Below are 15382 nucleotides of genomic sequence, written 5' to 3'. Positions count from 1 at the left end.
CCTGTTCTCCTGCTTGAATTATTTTATATTTTGGTCTATTATGGAAATAACGTTAATTTTCTAAAAATGGAGGGTTCATATATGTTGCGTAAAAAAATCTGTGGTCTTTCCCTGGCTATAATCATGGGCCTCAGCGGTACAGCCCTGGCAGCGGCAGATACACAACCGGCTGCCGCGCCCACCAATTTAGTCGAGCGCATACGCAATGCCGGCAATCCACCGCAGCAGCCGGCAGAACGTGAGAACATTCAAAAGCGCATTGACGAACTCATGACGAAACAAAGCCAGCCGGCAGCCCCGGTGGAAAGCAAAAGCCCCAAAGTTGCCGTAATCTATGTCAACAATACCAAATCTACCTATGACAAGGACATTGACAACGAAATCTTTAAATATCTAAACCAGGCCCTGCCCAAAGGTACCTATGAGCTGATAGACGGTTCGCCCTATGTAGAAATCCTGAACAAAATGGGCTATACGGATATATCCGCCGCCGAACGCGCCGACTTCATAGACGCCTTTAACGGTTCGGGAATTGACTACTGTGTTTACCTGGAAATACAGCCCTTTATTATCCGCGATAAAATGACGTTTTTCACCATCGGCAAGGATATCACCGTTTCCGTGCCCTTGAAAATGATAAATCTGGGTACAGGCAAATATCTCTATAACGGCAAATTCACCGAAAAAGCCTCTGACAGCACCATCATCGGCGACCTCGGCAACAAATCTGTAGCGCTGAAAGGACTGCGCACCATCGGCAATAAGGTGCTGACGGAAATAAATACCCGCCTGCCGAAAACAAAAGCCAGTACGGAAAAACAGCCGTAAACAGGCAATTACATATACTCAAAAAGGGGCTGTCACATGCTTTGTCACTTATGCACAGATCCACTTATTCTATTGGAAGCACTATTTTTACAAAATCATTTTCATATTTTACATTAGCACAGTTCAACAAATACCTATGGTAAAAGATTGATGTGATTAACAATGCTTCTAATCCACTCGTCTAGGATTCGTATTCGCTAAACGTTCCTCCGTTCTTACTATAAAATCAGATTTAACATCTGCAAAAAAACAACGATAAATACATTAAGAGGGATTTTATAGTTTTGAATAGCAATGAGAAATTGCCTATGCGCACACAGTCTTCTACACCGAAACATTGTTCCTTTTTAAATAAACAGTCGTTCTCTCCCTCATACAGGAGGTGAAATCTAATGGCTATGAACATAATGAATAACCCCAATACTGCTTTATCATTAAGTGAATTAAATAAAAATACCAGTCAACTAACAAAAGATTTAAAGAAAATCACCTCTGGGTTAAGGATAAATAGTGCCAAAGATGATGCTTCTGGTTATGCAATCAGTGAAAACATGCAAGTCAGACTTCGTGGTCTGGAACAATGCACGGAAAATACCGAGGTTGGCAGCAATATGCTGAAAGTGGCCGCCGGAGCTGTAGATCAACAATTAGAACTAATGAAGAAACTGCGAGAAAACGCACTAAAAGCTTCAGATGATACTTATTCCCAACAAGATCGAGATGTTTTACAATCAGAAACCACTCAACTTTTGATGCAGTCTAATAATATTTCGTGGGAAACCAACTATAATGGGATTCGATTGTTGGATGGTATAACAGATACAATGGAAAAAGTGGTAACAAGAGAATGGGTGCCAGATAATGTAGACAGCACGATTAGTAATTCTGAAAATTCCACTAATGCTTTATTATCAATACAAGATCAGTCTCCGCAAAATACATCAACCGATAATACTATCTCCCTTAGAAGCGTAAATTTACGTGGATTGCTCGGTTCTAGTAATGATACAGTCGATTTGGATCCAACTCAACCACCAGTTCCCAATAATATAAGAGGGCTTTTTCCACCCAACAATTGGACTAAAGAATGGGTAAGTGGAACTATAAATGGATATAAAGCATTTAATCCTGCAGAGAGACTTTACGATTGGCCTAATGTTAATATGCGAACAAGACCAATAGTTTATAGCCCTGGCACCCCCGGACGCTTTGATCCCCCCATTTATAGCAGAGATATAAATGGAAATGAATTTGAGATAGCATACAATGGTATAAGCCTTCCTAATTTTAATATTTATCAACAATGTTATATAAAAGATGGTCGTGGAAATGACATTCCTGTTGGAATAATACAGGAACGATCTGATCTGTTTGCTATAAGCTTAAATGGGCAGGATCTTAGTTCTGGAGCAAGAGGCTGGTCTGTAGACATCAATTTTTCTAGTGCAACAAAAAATGGTCAGCCTTTAGATTTGCCTAAAGATTTAAATAATCAAAGCATAACTATTTTTTGCCCATACGTATCTTGTAATCAATACGTTGGCATAAAATTTGAGACCAACAGACCTGCTGGAACAGGACAACTATATACCCCCAGCCAAGCAACAAATGAAAGAACCAATTATCAATATAAAGATGCTAAAGTTTATGCTGTGGGAATTGGCAACGAGTCACAAACTCCCTCTGAAATAATGCGAAATGTTTTTTTAGCATTAAAAGACGCTAAAGGTGAAACTGATTCTGATGCAAACTATGTAATTCTCAATAATTTGCATCAAACTGGATTGTTTTATGATCCAGTTACTGATACTTACAGTATTAGACAAGTTGGTAATCCACCTGTTATTTATAATGGTGGACTCGGTTCTATTTCTGGTGGTGGTGAAGATGAATATGGTGGCGATTATGTCCCGCCTACTCCGGATCCACCTACTCCAGATCCGCCTACTCCAGATCCGCCTACTCCGGATCCCCCTACTCCGGATCCACCTACTCCGGATCCACCTACTCCGGATCCACCTACTCCGGATCCACCTACTCCGGATCCAGGAGGTAGATGGATAGAGCGTGTTACCTATATCCCACGTAAATACCCTCACAAGGATCTCATCATTCAGTCGGACACTAAAGCATCCTTACATACACGATTGAAACTTCCCAATACTACATTAGATGCTTTATTTCCACTTCAAAACACCTATTTTACACTTGAACCAACCCCAACAGACTATCCAAGCGATTGGCCACCAGAATATGACCAATTAACATTGGAGGAAAAAAGAGCTAAGTGGCGCGATGAGATCTGGCCGTACCCAAAACCTGGGGCCACAGCATCTGGTTCATGTGTTCGAACAAAAGCAGGGGCAATAAAATTTCTTAATGATTTAGACCAAGCAATCAAGTATTTGCTTGATTCCAGCACTACACTAGGAGCACAAATTAACCGTCTTGAAGCTATGAAAAACAACCTAACGATAGCACATGAGCAAACAACCAGTTCAGAATCTACTATCAGAGATGCAGACATGGCCAAAACCATAACGAACTATCATAAAAACAACATTATTTCGCAAGCAGCTCAATCCATGCTAACTCAAGCTAATAAATCCAATTCTGAAATATTGAATTTATTACGGTAAATTTTTCTGCACCCCAAAGAAGGCGCTGTGATGAAATGCGAAAGCATTTTATCCAAAGCGCCTTTTTCCTTGCGCAGCTTACAGCGACTTCACAAAATCCTCACCCAGTTTGCGGCAGGCAGCCAGTTCTTCATCACCGGGCGCATTTTCCACAATCAGGCCGTCGGAGAACAGTTTGGCACCATCACCCTGCGTACGTTCCACCCAGGACTCCATCCAGGCACCGCCGCCCCAGCCATAGGAACCGAACAAGGCTACCGGCTTGCCGGACAAGTGCTTTTCGGCATCGGTGAAAACAGGTTCAAAGGAACCTTCCTCCAGCACCTCGTCCCCCATAGCCGGACAGCCGAACAACAGGCCGTCATATTCCGGCGTGGTGGACGCCCTAAAGGATTCCACTTCCAGCAGGCTCACCTCAGCCCCGGCAGCTTTAGCGCCCTCTTCAATGGCCTTGGCCATAGCCTCAGTATTTCCCGTACCTGACCAATAAACAATCGCAACTTTACTCACTGCATATTCCTCCTTATTCACACGGCCTTAACCAAATCCGGCAGGCGTTCCCCTGCCTCCAGCCGCAGACAAAAATCATGGGTGCATTCAGCATACAGTTCAAACAGGGCCCGTGTTTCCCGTTCATTGGCATAAACTTTCCAATAGCCGCTGCACACGAAGTCCTGTCCCTTATGCTGGATAAAACCGGCCACATCTTCCGGCGGATAGCCCAGAAACAGCCCCACCTCGTGCGGAAAGGATTTTCGCAGCTGCATACGCATTTTCAGATACTCCAACTTCCCCATTAAAGTATCATCATCACGATAGCCCAATCTGCCTAAAATCTTCTTCGCCGCCGGCTGTGCCAAATCCTGCCGCAACGCCCCCTCGCGATAAAACAGCAGCAGCACATACTCCTCCCCTTCTGACAAGCGGAAAACAGATATGCCCTTGCAGGTAAAACACTGCTGATAACCGGCCAGCAAAGCCTCAAAATCATCAAACCGGCTCTTTTGAAAGGACAATAGACTCGCCGTCTTAAGCCCCATCAACATCGGCGCCGCATGAAAGCCCAACAGCTGCTCAAATCCCTCACGTCCCAATCACATCACCTCGCAAATGATAAGTATTATCATTAATCCAACAACGTTATTATATTATAAATGATAATCATTTGCAAGTCATAGATTACTGTTTATTTGTTAATGCTTGCTTTATTTTATTTGTGACAGCTCAGTGGGGTGGAGGTGGTAATATCCATATATAATGATTCTTTCGCAGTGACAGGGAACAAGTACATCGATGTTCTTGTTACGGGAGCAACGATTTCGTGGCAATTATCCAAGCCTTTGCTGGGGGCGAACGGGGGAGTGATTTTTCTGCGGGGAGCGACTGCCTGAGCGCAGCGAAGGCCGGCACACTGTAGGACGCAGCTAAGCAACTACACTGAAAGGAGCGCCGTTGGCCTGCCCGGCGCAGGTAACTGGACACTTCTATTTTCCGAGGTGTGTCGTTTAGCGGAGGCAGAAAAATTACTCCCCCGTGAACCCCGTGCACGCATGAACGGGATATTTTTAAGAACTCCTTGACCGTCAAACTGCAAAAAAAATCTGCTGACGCTTTAACATTACGTCAACAGATTTTCTTTTAATTATTTAGCTTTTATGCAGCAATTTCATCTTCACAATCCGTTTCACGGACTCGTTGATTCTCTCTTCGCTGATAACACCTTTTTCCGCCGCGTCCAGCAGCCCGAGATACACATCGGTTTCATGAGGATATTCGTGACACACCAGGGCGATATCGGCACCGGCCTGCACGGCCTGCACGCCGAGGCTGCGGAAGTCGCCGTACTTGGACACTGCCCCCATCTCCAGCGAGTCGGTGATAATTACCCCGTTAAAGCCCAATTCCTGTCGCAGCAGTTTGGTCTGAATCTCGGCTGACAGACTGGCTGTGTGCGTTTTATCCAAAGCCGGATATACCAGATGGGATATCATGACCATGAAATTCTCCGGGCTGTGATTAGCGATAATCTCCTTAAACGGCACTAAATCCTGTGCCAGCAGTTCGTCCTTCGTCGCCGGGATTTCCGAACGCTCAAAATGGGAATCAACCGTTCCCCGGCCAATGCCCGGGAAATGTTTCAAGGTATAGATTTCATGAGCTGACTCATAACCCTGCGCGGCCGCAGCGACAAATTTCGCCACTGTCTGACCATCAGCAGCATACTCGCGGGAATTAGTGCCCACATCAGCCACCGGCGCAAAATTCACATTTATGCCCAGCTCCTTTAAATAAGCCCCCGTCTTTTGCGCCCAGGCCTCGGCCTTGGTATTATCCCCGCCCTGGCCCAGACTTTGGGCCGCAGGCGGTACCTCAATAAAGTCACGGCCGCGGGCTACCGGGCCGCCCTCTTCGTCAATGGCGATGAACAGTGGCACCTTGCCGGCCTGCGCCTGCAGGTCAGCTGTGAATTTTTTTGTCTGTTCGGCTGACTGCAGGTTGCGGTCAAAGAAAATCACGCCGCCAATATGGTACTGATTGAGCATATAACGGCTGTCATCGTTGATTTCCGTGCCATGCACGCCAATCATCACCATCTGCCCCACCTTTTCCGCCAGGGACATGCTGTTTACGATGGCGTCCACCTTGTCATCAAATGTCTCCGGCTTGCTGCTGTCGGCCTCGGATGTTTTGCCGCAGCCGGCCAGCAGCGTGACAGCCAGTGTCAGCACTAAAAACCGTTTGAAAATCCCCATGTTTATCCCCCTTGTCACTCTGCCAGCATGGCCTGATATACATCACGCCGGGACAGGCCTAAAGCCTTGGCCGTCTCGCGCATAGCCGCTTTTTTGTCCAGCCCCTGCGCCATAAAATGCTCACAGCACGCCTTTGGTTCCGCCGGCAGGTCATTTTCCGCCGCCGTCACTTCCCCGGTAAAGCCGGCCGTCACAATCACATATTCTCCCCGCGGGTCATTTTCTGCATAGTGCGCCATGATTTCACTGAGGCTGCCACGCTGGAACTCCTCAAACTTCTTGGTCAGTTCCCGGCCCAAAGCCACCTGCCGGTCACCTAAGACAGCCCGCATGGCCTTTAAGGTTGCCTTCAAATGGTGCGGTGCCTCGTAGAAAATCAGCGTTTCGGGATAGTGTTTTACGCTCTCTAAGACCTCCTGCTGTTTTTTCGCCGTCTTGGGCAGAAAGCCGATAAAGGTAAAGCGCGTGGTATCCAGCCCCGAACAAATCAACGCCGACAGGCCGGCGTTAGCCCCGGGCAGGGGCGTGACCTTAAAGCCGGCCTCTATGGCCAGCTGTGCCAGATGGCTGCCGGGGTCACAAATACCGGGCAGACCGGCGTCGCTGACACAAATCAGGTCATGCCCTTCCTGCATATAGGCGATAAGCTCCGGCCCCTTGGTGAGCTTGTTGTGCTCATGATAACTTGTAAGTTTCGTATGGATATCAAAATGCGTCAGCAGCTGCCGGGTATGCCGGGTATCCTCCGCGGCAATCAGCTCCACTTCGCCGAGCAGCCGCACCGCCCGGTAGGTCATATCCTCCAGATTGCCGATTGGCGTGGCACAAAGGTATAAAGTTGGTATTTTATCGTTCATAATTCACATTCCGTAAATCCGTAAAATCTCATCGGTATAACTGCCGTCAGCACGGTGTACCACGAGCGGCGGCAATACTTTCAGACCGCCGGGGCTGGCACCCACCACGGCCTCGAGCAGCATCATGTTGGGGGCTTTGCCGTCCTTGGGCTGCACCATCTGCAGCCTTTTCACTTCCATCTGATGGTCGTGCAGCGCCACAATGATTTCCCCGAGCCGCTCCGGCAGGTGTACCATGCCGAAGTGGCCGCCAAAGCGCAGGGCAAAGCGCGCCGCCTGCACCACATCTTTGAGTGTAGCTGTAAATTCGTGCCGGGCTCTGGCCACGCCCGTGAGTTTATTGGCCTGCCCCTCGCCCACAGGACGGTAGGGAGGATTGGCCAGCACAACATCAAAAGACTCGGGCTTATAAAGTTCCCTTATAGCGCGGTAGTCCCCTTCCCGGACAAAGATTTTGTCCTCGAGCTCATTGAGCCGGACATTGCGCGCCGCCAGCTCTGCCATGACGGGATTCAGCTCCACCGCGTCCACCCTGGCTACCTCATCAGCGATAAGCAAGGGAATAACCCCGGTGCCGGTGCCCAGTTCCAGCACCTTCTGCCGGGACTTCAAGGACAAAAAATGAGCCAGCAGCACGGCATCCAGGGAAAAGCAGAATTCCTGCGTATTCTGGATGATATGCCGCCCGCTCTTCATCAAATCGTCCAGCCGTTCATTAGCGCCCAGGCTGACTTCTCTCACTGGTGACGCTCCCGGCGGTCACGGCCCTCACGGCGCTCCCGTTTCTCCCTGTTGTCCCGGTTATTGCGTGGCCGGGAATTATGGCGCTTGTCACGATGTTCGCGCCCCTCACGATTTTCCCGATTTTCGCGGTTATCCTTAGCAAACCGCCGGTTATTTTCGCGGCGCGGTCTTTCGTGGCGGGAACCGGACTCACGTGCATCCTCCGTGCTTTCTGCCGGGATATTGTCCTGCGCGTCCTCATAAGCCGCCGTCAGGCTGCTGGCCAGGCTGCTCTCGTCATCGTCCTTTTCGATGACATCTTCCCAGGAGGCCACAATAGTGCGGCCGGAATCCAGCAGAATTGTCGCCGACCGGCGCTGCTGATTGAGGGAAATGACCTTGCCTTCACCTTCCACCGATACTACCCGGCTGCCCTGTGCAGGCGGCTGGATTTTTTTCTGCTGATGGGGGCAGTCACCGCCGCAATAGCAGTCATTTTCATATTTCAGGCAGCACATCAGGCGGCCGCAAATACCGGAAATCTTCGTGGGATTAAGAGACAGATTCTGGTCCTTGGCCATGCGAATGGACACGGGCTCAAAGTCTCCTAAGAAGGAGGCACAGCACAGCGGACGGCCGCAGCCGCCGATACCGCCCATAAACTTGGCCTCGTCACGCACACCTATCTGCCGCAGTTCGATACGGGTACGGAACACCGCCGCCAGGTCCTTGACCAGTTCGCGGAAGTCAATGCGCCCGTCAGCCGTGAAGTAGAAAATGATTTTATTCATGTCGAAGGTGTATTCGACTTCCACCAGTTTCATCGGCAGGCCATGGGCTGCGATTTTTTCCTCGCAGATACCATAGGCCTCCTTTTCCTTCTCCTTGTTGTCGGCCATGCGCTTGATATCCGACTCCGTGGCGATACGGTGTACTACCTTCAATGGGCTGACGATTTTATCGTCGTCCTCCTCACGCGGACCGATAACCGCCTCGCCGCATTCCATGCCCCGGGCAGTTTCCACAATGACCATATCACCTTTTTTTATCTCCAGTTTTCCCGGAGCAAAATAATATATTTTGCCTGCTTTTTTAAAGCGGACACCAATGATTGTCTGCATAAAAATCTCCTGTAAATATATATAAAGCCTTAACGGCAATCAAGCAAACGAATAAAAAAGCCTTCCAGCTGCAGGCGCAGGTTCACATTGCTCTGCAGGCGCCGTGTAAACTCCCGTGTCTCCGCCGCCATGGCAAACAGCTGCCGCTGGGTAAAGGCCGGCAAAAACTCTGCCAGCCGGCCGCGCAGGTCGCGATGATAGAGCAGCTGGCTGTCACCGGCACTGTAGAGAACGAGCAAATCACGCAGCAGCATATTAAAGTAAGCCGCCCATTCTGTCACCCGCTGCCTGTCCCATTCGCCCATGGCCGCCGCCTCCTGCCACAACTGTGTAAGCTGCAGCTCCGGCAGGCTGAGCAAAAAGGCCAGCGCCTTATCTCTAAGTTCCAGACCGCCATCAGCATGCAGTTTCAACGCCCGGCCGATACTGCCGTCCGCCAGGGAGGCCAGTTTCCCGGCCATATCCGGCGCGATTCCCTGCTTTTGCAGCACCGCTGCGACCGTTTCCGCCGGCAGCATGCCAAAACTCAGCGGTATACACCGCGAAACGATGGTATCGAGCAAGGCACTTCTGGCCCGGGCTATCAGGATAAAGGTAACGTCCCCGGCCGGTTCCTCCAGCGTCTTCAGCAGGCTGTTGGCCGCCGCCTCATTCATGGTCTCGGCGTCATCAATCAGCACCACCCGCCGCCCGGCCTGTACTGCTGACCGTGATACCATAACCTGCATGCTGCGCATTTCCTCAATGTGAATAATAGGAGCAGCTTTGCCCTTGGCCTCCGGCACCAGCTCAAAATAATCCGGGTGCGAGCCTAAGTTCACGCCTCGGCAGTTTTCGCAGTGACCGCAGGGTGATTCCTGGCCGCAGAGTATGGCTGCCGCCAGTACCCGGCCGCAGAGTTTTTTGCCTATGCCCTTTTCGCCCACAAAAAGAAGCGCATGGGGCAGGCGTCTCTCCCGGAGCATGGCCCTAAGTTCTGCCTGCTGCGCTTCGTGACCGGCGATTATATCCCAGTTTAACTTTTCCATCACATGTATAAATCCACCAGCATGCCCCGAATGGCGTCATGGCTGGCGATGATATCCAGCTGGTCAGACTGCCCCAGCCGGATTTTTTCTGCCATTTCCTCCAGCTTTTTGTCAATCCTGCGCACCGTCGTGTAGACCTTCTGCCGGCCCATACGGTCCCAGCCGGCCTGGCTGTGCAGCTCATACATGCGGTTGACTGCTTCACCCACAAAATTCTTAATCAAAGTGCGGTAGGATTTCAATTCATCATAGGTGGGAGTTTTGGACAATCTGGCTCCCTGTTCGTCAATTTGCTTTAAGAGTTTATCCAGCTGTTCTGTCGACAGGCTGTCCTCCTGTTCCAACAGTTCCGTGCTAAAATCCGTATCACTTTCTGTGACACGTTCATCCCTGCCCACCAGGCGCGTAAAAGCGGCCTCCTGCGTGCTACGGCTATCAACTTTTAACGGCATATCCTCACCTGCTTTGCAAAATCCACGCCCATTTTCCCATACTTTCTTACTCTAAATTATACCGTTTCGGACGGCTTTATGCAACACAAAAACCGCCTCTGACGAGACGGCTTTCCTGTGTATTGTATGATTAGTTGTTATGACGGAATTTGTGTTTTTCATAATCGGCTTTGATATCCTTCACAGCCTGGTCATGACGTTCCTGTTCCTTCTTCATCTGCTTGTCATATTCCTCGTCGGAAATCTGGCCATATCTTTTCTTATAGCGCAGCGACAGCACATTCTGGCGGTGATTGCGGTCTTCTTCCTGCAGGCGGTGGCTGTACTTGTTGTGCGTGCCATCTTCATAAGCCGCCTCATGCTCAGCAGCCTCAGCAGCCGCTGTAAAAGCTGCCCCTGTGAAACCAAAACTGATTACGCCGGCCAGTGCCATGGCCAAAACTTTTTTGCGGTTTACCATCATTGAAATTCCCCTTCTCCATGCGATTTCTATCTACAGCCTAAATATACAAGCCGTTTACAAGAATCTCATTAAAGACAGGTTAAACTTTGATTAAAAATCAGCAGCGAGCTTGCAGAGGCGGTAACCTGACCCCCACACTGTTTCAATATGTGACATGCCGCCCGTTTCGATTTTCTCGCGCAGCCGTTTTATATGCACCGTCACCGTGGAAATATCCCCGACAGCCTCCTGCCCCCAGAGGGATTCAAAGATTTCCTCCTTGGACAGCACCCTGTCCGGATTGCGCAGCAAAAATTCCAGCAGGTCAAATTCCCGGTTGGGCAGGTGGACTTCCTCACTACCGACAAACACGCGCCGTGCCTGCGGCAGCAGCCGCAAATCACCATGCCGCAGGGCCTCATTCTCCGCCAGCTCATTGTGGCAGCCGGCCAGCCGCCGGTATCTTGCTAAATGTGCCCTGACGCGGGCCACCAGTTCCCCGGGCGAAAACGGCTTGACAATGTAATCATCGGCCCCCATGCCCAGCCCTCTGATAATATCGATATCGTCCTTCCGGGCCGTCACCAGCAAAATGGGAATTTCCTTTTGCTCCCGCACCTGCCGGCAGATGGACAGGCCGTCTACCTCCGGCAGCATTACGTCCAGAATCAGCAGGTCATAATCTCCGGTCAGAGCCTTTTTCAGCCCCGCATTTCCCCGGCCTTCCATATCCACGGCAAAGCCGTTCAGTTCCAGATAGTCCCGTTCCAGCTCGGCAATATCCCGGTCATCTTCCACCAGCAAAATCTTTTCCATGTCCGTCACCTGTTTTAGTCACCTGTCTTATTCACCACCGGCAGTACGATACAAACCACCAGCCCCGTACTGCCTGCTGACCTGCCGTCCTCTGCCCAAATCCGGCCGCCGTGAGCCTCAATAATGCGCTTGCAGATAGCCAGCCCCAGACCGCTGCCCTGCTTGGTTTCCGAACGGGCCATATCCGTACGGTAAAACTCCTGGAACAACCGCGGCAGATTCTCCGCCTGCACCCCGGGGCCATTGTCGGCCAGCCGCAAATGCAGCTCACCCTGCTGGCATTCAGCCTCTATGCGTATTTTCAGCTGTGCCGGCTCAGGGTGATACTTCACCGCATTTTCGATAAGATTTGTCAGGACGCGCTGAATTTCCGTACTGTCTATCTGTACCCATACGCCACCATTTTCCCTAAGCTCCGACTGTAAAGCCAGGACCAGCTCGCCGGCCGGCAAAAGCTGGCGCAGTTCCCCCTCTTTCTGCCGCAGCCAGCCGCCAAATTCCACCTGCCGGAAATTAAAGGGATAGGCCTCCATATTGAGCTTGGAATAAAGGAACAGCCGTTCCAGCAGCCGGCTTATCTGCGCCGTGCCCTCAGCGATTTTACCCAGATAACGTGCGGCCATGGCCTGGTCCTTGGCCACCCCGTCCTGCAATCCTTCCACATAACCGCGGATTACCGTCAGCGGCGTGCGGATATCATGGGAAAGCCCCGCAATCAGCGTGCGCCGTTCCTGCTCGCTTTCCTGCCGGGCCTGTTCCAGTTTCCCCAGCTTGGCCGTCATATCATTGATATTCTGACACAAGGACGCAAATTCCTCATCGCCCACAGGCTTGATACGGTAGTCGTAATTGCGCTGCTCCACCGCCCGGGCTGCTTTTTGCAGGGCCGCGATGGGCTGCAGAATCGTTTGCGACAGCCGGTGCGCCAGCCACATATTTATCAGCAGAAACACCACGAGCCCGGCCAGCAGCAGGCCGCCCAGATAACTGCGGTACAAGCCGCCCAACAGACCGCGCCCCGTCTGAATATCAAAGCTCAGTATGCCCACGACATGATACTCGCGCCCCTCGCGCTGAAACATGTATTTGACAATATTGCTGTCGCGGAAGATAAACACCGCCGAATCATCGACAAAGGCCGCCGGCCGCAGTTCTTCCGCAATCTGCATTTCCTCAAGCTCCGTCAGATTATTGTAGATGGTCACGCCCTTGCCTTCCACCACGGCCAGATGGTAATTATCCCTGGCCATACGTCCGGCCAGCTCCGCAAAATTCTGATACCAGGCCGCGGAATCCCCTACGGGCAGCTGCTCCACCGTCTGCCGGATATCCGCCTGCACCTGGTGAACAACCTGCTTGTCATGGGCCAGATTTCCCAAAGCGCCGAGCTTGGCCTCCTGATAAGATAAATATAAAGCCCCTGCCATCAACAGAATGATGACAAAGGGCAACGCAAACATCATGAAATTAGAAAGAAACAGCCGCCTTCTTATCTGCATGGAAATACTTTTCCTCCACTTTGCCTTTTTTCCCCACAGGCATTTTTACCACGTTATCCCGGGTTTTCAGCTCCGTCAGCACTTCAAAGGCACGCAGGGCTGCAAATAAATCAGCCCGCATGGCCAGACTCTCGTCCATGTCCAGAATCTGCCGTATCTTCTCGTAGCGATAACGCAGGGTGTTCACATGTACATACAGCCGCGCTGCCGTCCGCGTCCAGTTGAAGTCCTCGTCCAGAAGGGCGCGCAAGGTATCCACGAGCTGCGTGTTGAAATTCTTGTCATACTCCATCAGCGGCCCGATGGTCTGACGGCAAAAGCCGGCCAGTTCGGCGCTGCTCTGCCGGAACAGGCTGGTAAAAAGCCCCATGCGGTTAAAGTTCTGCACAAAAGCCTGTTTTCCTGTCACCTGCTGAAAAAAACCTGCCATGCGGGCCTCCCGCAGGCTTTTATAAATATCGCAGAGGCTGTAAGCGCCGCCAATCGCCACGGCCAGGTCACCGCCGCCGATATCGGCAAAATCAGCCTGCCATTCACGCAGCAGTTCCTCCACCTGCCGGTCATGCCCCATAGCCACCAGCATACAGCCCTGACGGTAAGCCACTGGCTGGCTGATAAACAAATGCGCCTCCCGGCGCTGGCGCAGAAACTTTTCCAGCTGCGGCACACTCCCCTGCCCCAACAGCTGACACAGCACCACACAGTAATTTTCCTGCCCCCGGGGCATGCCGGCAACCCTGTCATGTTCATCCTGCAGCAACATCCGATTCAGAAAATTTTCCCACGCCTGCGTTTTCATATATGTCCCTACGCCCTTTCCATAAATATATTTTATCATCGACCACTGTTATATTTATTCTATCAGTTATCTTGCGTGATTCAATAAACAGGTTGGGAAGAATTTATGAACTTTTTATGAACAAAAACCAGGCCCTCCACAGAGAGCCTGGTTTTTGACTGTGTATGATAACTATATATGGAATAAGCTTAGAAGAAGTATTTGAGTTCCGTACGGACAAAGGACTTCGTCGCGTTGGTGGCCTCATCTTTGCCCCAGAAATACTTGGCCCCCAGCTCCACATTTTTGATGGGCGCATAGCAGCCGCCGATTTCCGTGCCGCAGATATTGCCATGCGTATAAGCCTCATAACGGGAGGAAATCGCCGTGGCGTCCGTCACGCGCAGATGGCGCAGCATCAGCATAAAACTGCCGGGATTCTGCACCTGCATGCGCTTATAATCGAGCTCGAGCAGGAAACCGTTGCGGTGAATGTTCTGCGTCACCGAGGCATTGCTCTGCGAGTAGAGGGCAATAAAGCGGAAGTTCTTGCCGAGCAGGGTGTCAAAACCGATATTGGCCAGACCGTAATTGCCTTCCTCAATGGCCTTGAATCCTCGCTTGCCGCTTTTCAGATAATAATAACCAGCATACAGATTGGTGCGCTTGCCCAGCGGATACGTGAATATCCCCGATACGACATCGGCGTCAAAATTATTGTTCGGATTGGCAATTCTGCCGGCCGACAGCTTGGCTTTCAGCTTTTTGCCGAAAGTCACCTGCACACCGCGCATGGGGTCTTCGTGCGTGTAAGCGTAACCGTCCACGGTATCAAACTTACCCACTTTAGCCGTAAAGTTGTCATACTTGCCGTAAGCGTAAATATTCGTGGTCTTTACATAGCCGTCATCACCCGTGTCCTTCTTCATATCCAGGGTGATTTTATGCTTGGTTTCCCCCGTCCAATGGTCATTGACCTGTGCATGGGAGTACAGTTCCAGATAAGCCTTGGAAGTATCGTCGATATTGTTGTCATCGCCGAAATGCTCCTGACGCAGACGGAAGAAACCGTCAAAACGTACCTTGTCCGCATTGCGTTCCAAAGCTGCTACGCGCACGCCTAGATTATTCAGCTCAGCGCCGAACTCTGCGGCCAGCTTGTCCACCAGTGCCTTGTCGGCACCGGTGGGATTCTTGGCCATGGCCTTGGCCGTAATCTGGGCCATTTCGTAACGAGTAATGGCTCTTTCCCCACGGAAGGAGCCATCACCATAACCCTCGACAATGCCGTCAGCCGCCAGCTGGCTTACGGCGTCATAAGCCCAGGAATCTTTAGGCACATCGGCAAAGGGATTGGCGGCAGCACTTGCTGCCGCAGCCGCCCCCCATAAACAAGTTGCTGCTAAAACTGCTGCTAATTTTTTCATTCCCTAATTCTCCCCCTGT

At 50.9% G+C, this 15382-nt stretch carries 15 protein-coding genes; 2 read left to right on the top strand and 13 right to left on the bottom strand.

All coding sequences use genetic code 11. The features are described 5' to 3' along the window. Positions 1-81: 81 nt before the first annotated feature. Both DL94_RS0107470 and DL94_RS0107465 read left to right on the top strand, forming a co-directional pair. Positions 82-828 (top strand): hypothetical protein, encoded by a 747-nt coding sequence (locus DL94_RS0107470; RefSeq protein WP_028129621.1) that lies wholly within the window; start codon positions 82-84, stop codon positions 826-828. Between the two features lie 392 nt (positions 829-1220). Further along, positions 1221-3467 carry a flagellin gene (locus DL94_RS0107465; RefSeq protein ID WP_028129620.1) on the top strand — a complete coding sequence of 749 codons (2247 nt, stop codon included), beginning with the start codon at positions 1221-1223 and terminating at the stop codon, positions 3465-3467. A gap of 78 nt (positions 3468-3545) precedes the next feature. Here the strand turns inward: DL94_RS0107465 and DL94_RS0107460 are convergent, their stop codons facing one another. The 13 genes from DL94_RS0107460 to DL94_RS14525 form a co-directional block, all read right to left on the bottom strand. Beyond that, positions 3546-3977, bottom strand: coding sequence for a flavodoxin (locus DL94_RS0107460; protein ID WP_028129619.1), 432 nt, complete (start codon positions 3975-3977; stop codon positions 3546-3548). Between the two features lie 17 nt (positions 3978-3994). Beyond that, on the bottom strand, positions 3995-4513 hold the full coding sequence (locus tag DL94_RS0107455) for a DUF3793 family protein (RefSeq protein ID WP_051586381.1): 519 nt from the start codon (positions 4511-4513) through the stop codon (positions 3995-3997). Positions 4514-5113: 600 nt separating this feature from the next. Further along, positions 5114-6220 (bottom strand): glycoside hydrolase family 3 N-terminal domain-containing protein, encoded by a 1107-nt coding sequence (locus tag DL94_RS0107450; RefSeq protein WP_051586378.1) that lies wholly within the window; start codon positions 6218-6220, stop codon positions 5114-5116. A 14-nt stretch (positions 6221-6234) separates the two neighbouring features. Then, the gene (gene rsmI / locus DL94_RS0107445; RefSeq protein ID WP_028129616.1) at positions 6235-7077 is read right to left on the bottom strand and encodes a 16S rRNA (cytidine(1402)-2'-O)-methyltransferase; all 843 of its coding nucleotides are present in this window, start codon (positions 7075-7077) and stop codon (positions 6235-6237) included. A 3-nt stretch (positions 7078-7080) separates the two neighbouring features. Beyond that, positions 7081-7818: a tRNA1(Val) (adenine(37)-N6)-methyltransferase gene (locus tag DL94_RS0107440; RefSeq protein ID WP_028129615.1), complete on the bottom strand. Its 738-nt coding sequence runs from the start codon at positions 7816-7818 to the stop codon at positions 7081-7083. Beyond that, the gene (locus tag DL94_RS14535; RefSeq protein ID WP_037371525.1) at positions 7815-8921 is read right to left on the bottom strand and encodes a PSP1 domain-containing protein; all 1107 of its coding nucleotides are present in this window, start codon (positions 8919-8921) and stop codon (positions 7815-7817) included. Before DL94_RS14535 ends, DL94_RS0107440 begins: the two co-directional genes overlap by 4 nt. 29 nt (positions 8922-8950) lie before the next feature. Next, positions 8951-9949, bottom strand: coding sequence for a DNA polymerase III subunit delta' (gene holB / locus DL94_RS0107430; RefSeq protein WP_051586377.1), 999 nt, complete (start codon positions 9947-9949; stop codon positions 8951-8953). Beyond that, a complete protein-coding gene (locus tag DL94_RS0107425) occupies positions 9949-10401 on the bottom strand; it encodes a YaaR family protein (RefSeq protein WP_028129613.1) in 453 nt (150 codons plus the stop codon). Before DL94_RS0107425 ends, holB begins: the two co-directional genes overlap by 1 nt. Positions 10402-10531: 130 nt before the next feature. After that, positions 10532-10864: a hypothetical protein gene (locus DL94_RS0107420; protein WP_037371524.1), complete on the bottom strand. Its 333-nt coding sequence runs from the start codon at positions 10862-10864 to the stop codon at positions 10532-10534. A 90-nt stretch (positions 10865-10954) separates the two neighbouring features. After that, positions 10955-11659, bottom strand: coding sequence for a response regulator transcription factor (locus tag DL94_RS0107415; protein ID WP_028129611.1), 705 nt, complete (start codon positions 11657-11659; stop codon positions 10955-10957). Between the two features lie 14 nt (positions 11660-11673). After that, positions 11674-13158: a sensor histidine kinase gene (locus tag DL94_RS0107410; RefSeq protein WP_081798785.1), complete on the bottom strand. Its 1485-nt coding sequence runs from the start codon at positions 13156-13158 to the stop codon at positions 11674-11676. Next, positions 13127-13957 carry a PucR family transcriptional regulator gene (locus DL94_RS15310; RefSeq protein WP_197020728.1) on the bottom strand — a complete coding sequence of 277 codons (831 nt, stop codon included), beginning with the start codon at positions 13955-13957 and terminating at the stop codon, positions 13127-13129. Before DL94_RS15310 ends, DL94_RS0107410 begins: the two co-directional genes overlap by 32 nt. A gap of 188 nt (positions 13958-14145) precedes the next feature. Next, positions 14146-15363 carry an S-layer homology domain-containing protein gene (locus DL94_RS14525; protein ID WP_051586376.1) on the bottom strand — a complete coding sequence of 406 codons (1218 nt, stop codon included), beginning with the start codon at positions 15361-15363 and terminating at the stop codon, positions 14146-14148. Positions 15364-15382 lie beyond the last annotated feature (19 nt).

Source organism: Selenomonas sp. AE3005 (assembly GCF_000686945.1).
In the GTDB taxonomy this organism is placed as follows: domain Bacteria; phylum Bacillota; class Negativicutes; order Selenomonadales; family Selenomonadaceae; genus Selenomonas_A.
The sequence above is the reverse complement of the archived record's forward strand: the minus strand, read 5'-3'. Positions and strand labels throughout refer to the sequence as shown.

Coding starts and splice junctions, on each gene's coding strand:
- DL94_RS0107470 (WP_028129621.1), top strand. CDS start 82: ATGTTGCGTAAAAAAATCTGTGGTCTTTCCCTGGCTATAATCATGGGC.
- DL94_RS0107465 (WP_028129620.1), top strand. CDS start 1,221: ATGGCTATGAACATAATGAATAACCCCAATACTGCTTTATCATTAAGT.
- DL94_RS0107455 (WP_051586381.1), bottom strand. CDS start 4,513: ATGTTGATGGGGCTTAAGACGGCGAGTCTATTGTCCTTTCAAAAGAGC.
- DL94_RS0107450 (WP_051586378.1), bottom strand. CDS start 6,220: ATGGGGATTTTCAAACGGTTTTTAGTGCTGACACTGGCTGTCACGCTG.
- rsmI (WP_028129616.1), bottom strand. CDS start 7,077: ATGAACGATAAAATACCAACTTTATACCTTTGTGCCACGCCAATCGGC.
- DL94_RS14535 (WP_037371525.1), bottom strand. CDS start 8,921: ATGCAGACAATCATTGGTGTCCGCTTTAAAAAAGCAGGCAAAATATAT.
- holB (WP_051586377.1), bottom strand. CDS start 9,949: ATGGAAAAGTTAAACTGGGATATAATCGCCGGTCACGAAGCGCAGCAG.
- DL94_RS0107425 (WP_028129613.1), bottom strand. CDS start 10,401: ATGCCGTTAAAAGTTGATAGCCGTAGCACGCAGGAGGCCGCTTTTACG.
- DL94_RS0107420 (WP_037371524.1), bottom strand. CDS start 10,864: ATGATGGTAAACCGCAAAAAAGTTTTGGCCATGGCACTGGCCGGCGTA.
- DL94_RS0107415 (WP_028129611.1), bottom strand. CDS start 11,659: ATGGAAAAGATTTTGCTGGTGGAAGATGACCGGGATATTGCCGAGCTG.
- DL94_RS0107410 (WP_081798785.1), bottom strand. CDS start 13,158: ATGCAGATAAGAAGGCGGCTGTTTCTTTCTAATTTCATGATGTTTGCG.
- DL94_RS15310 (WP_197020728.1), bottom strand. CDS start 13,957: ATGAAAACGCAGGCGTGGGAAAATTTTCTGAATCGGATGTTGCTGCAG.
- DL94_RS14525 (WP_051586376.1), bottom strand. CDS start 15,363: ATGAAAAAATTAGCAGCAGTTTTAGCAGCAACTTGTTTATGGGGGGCG.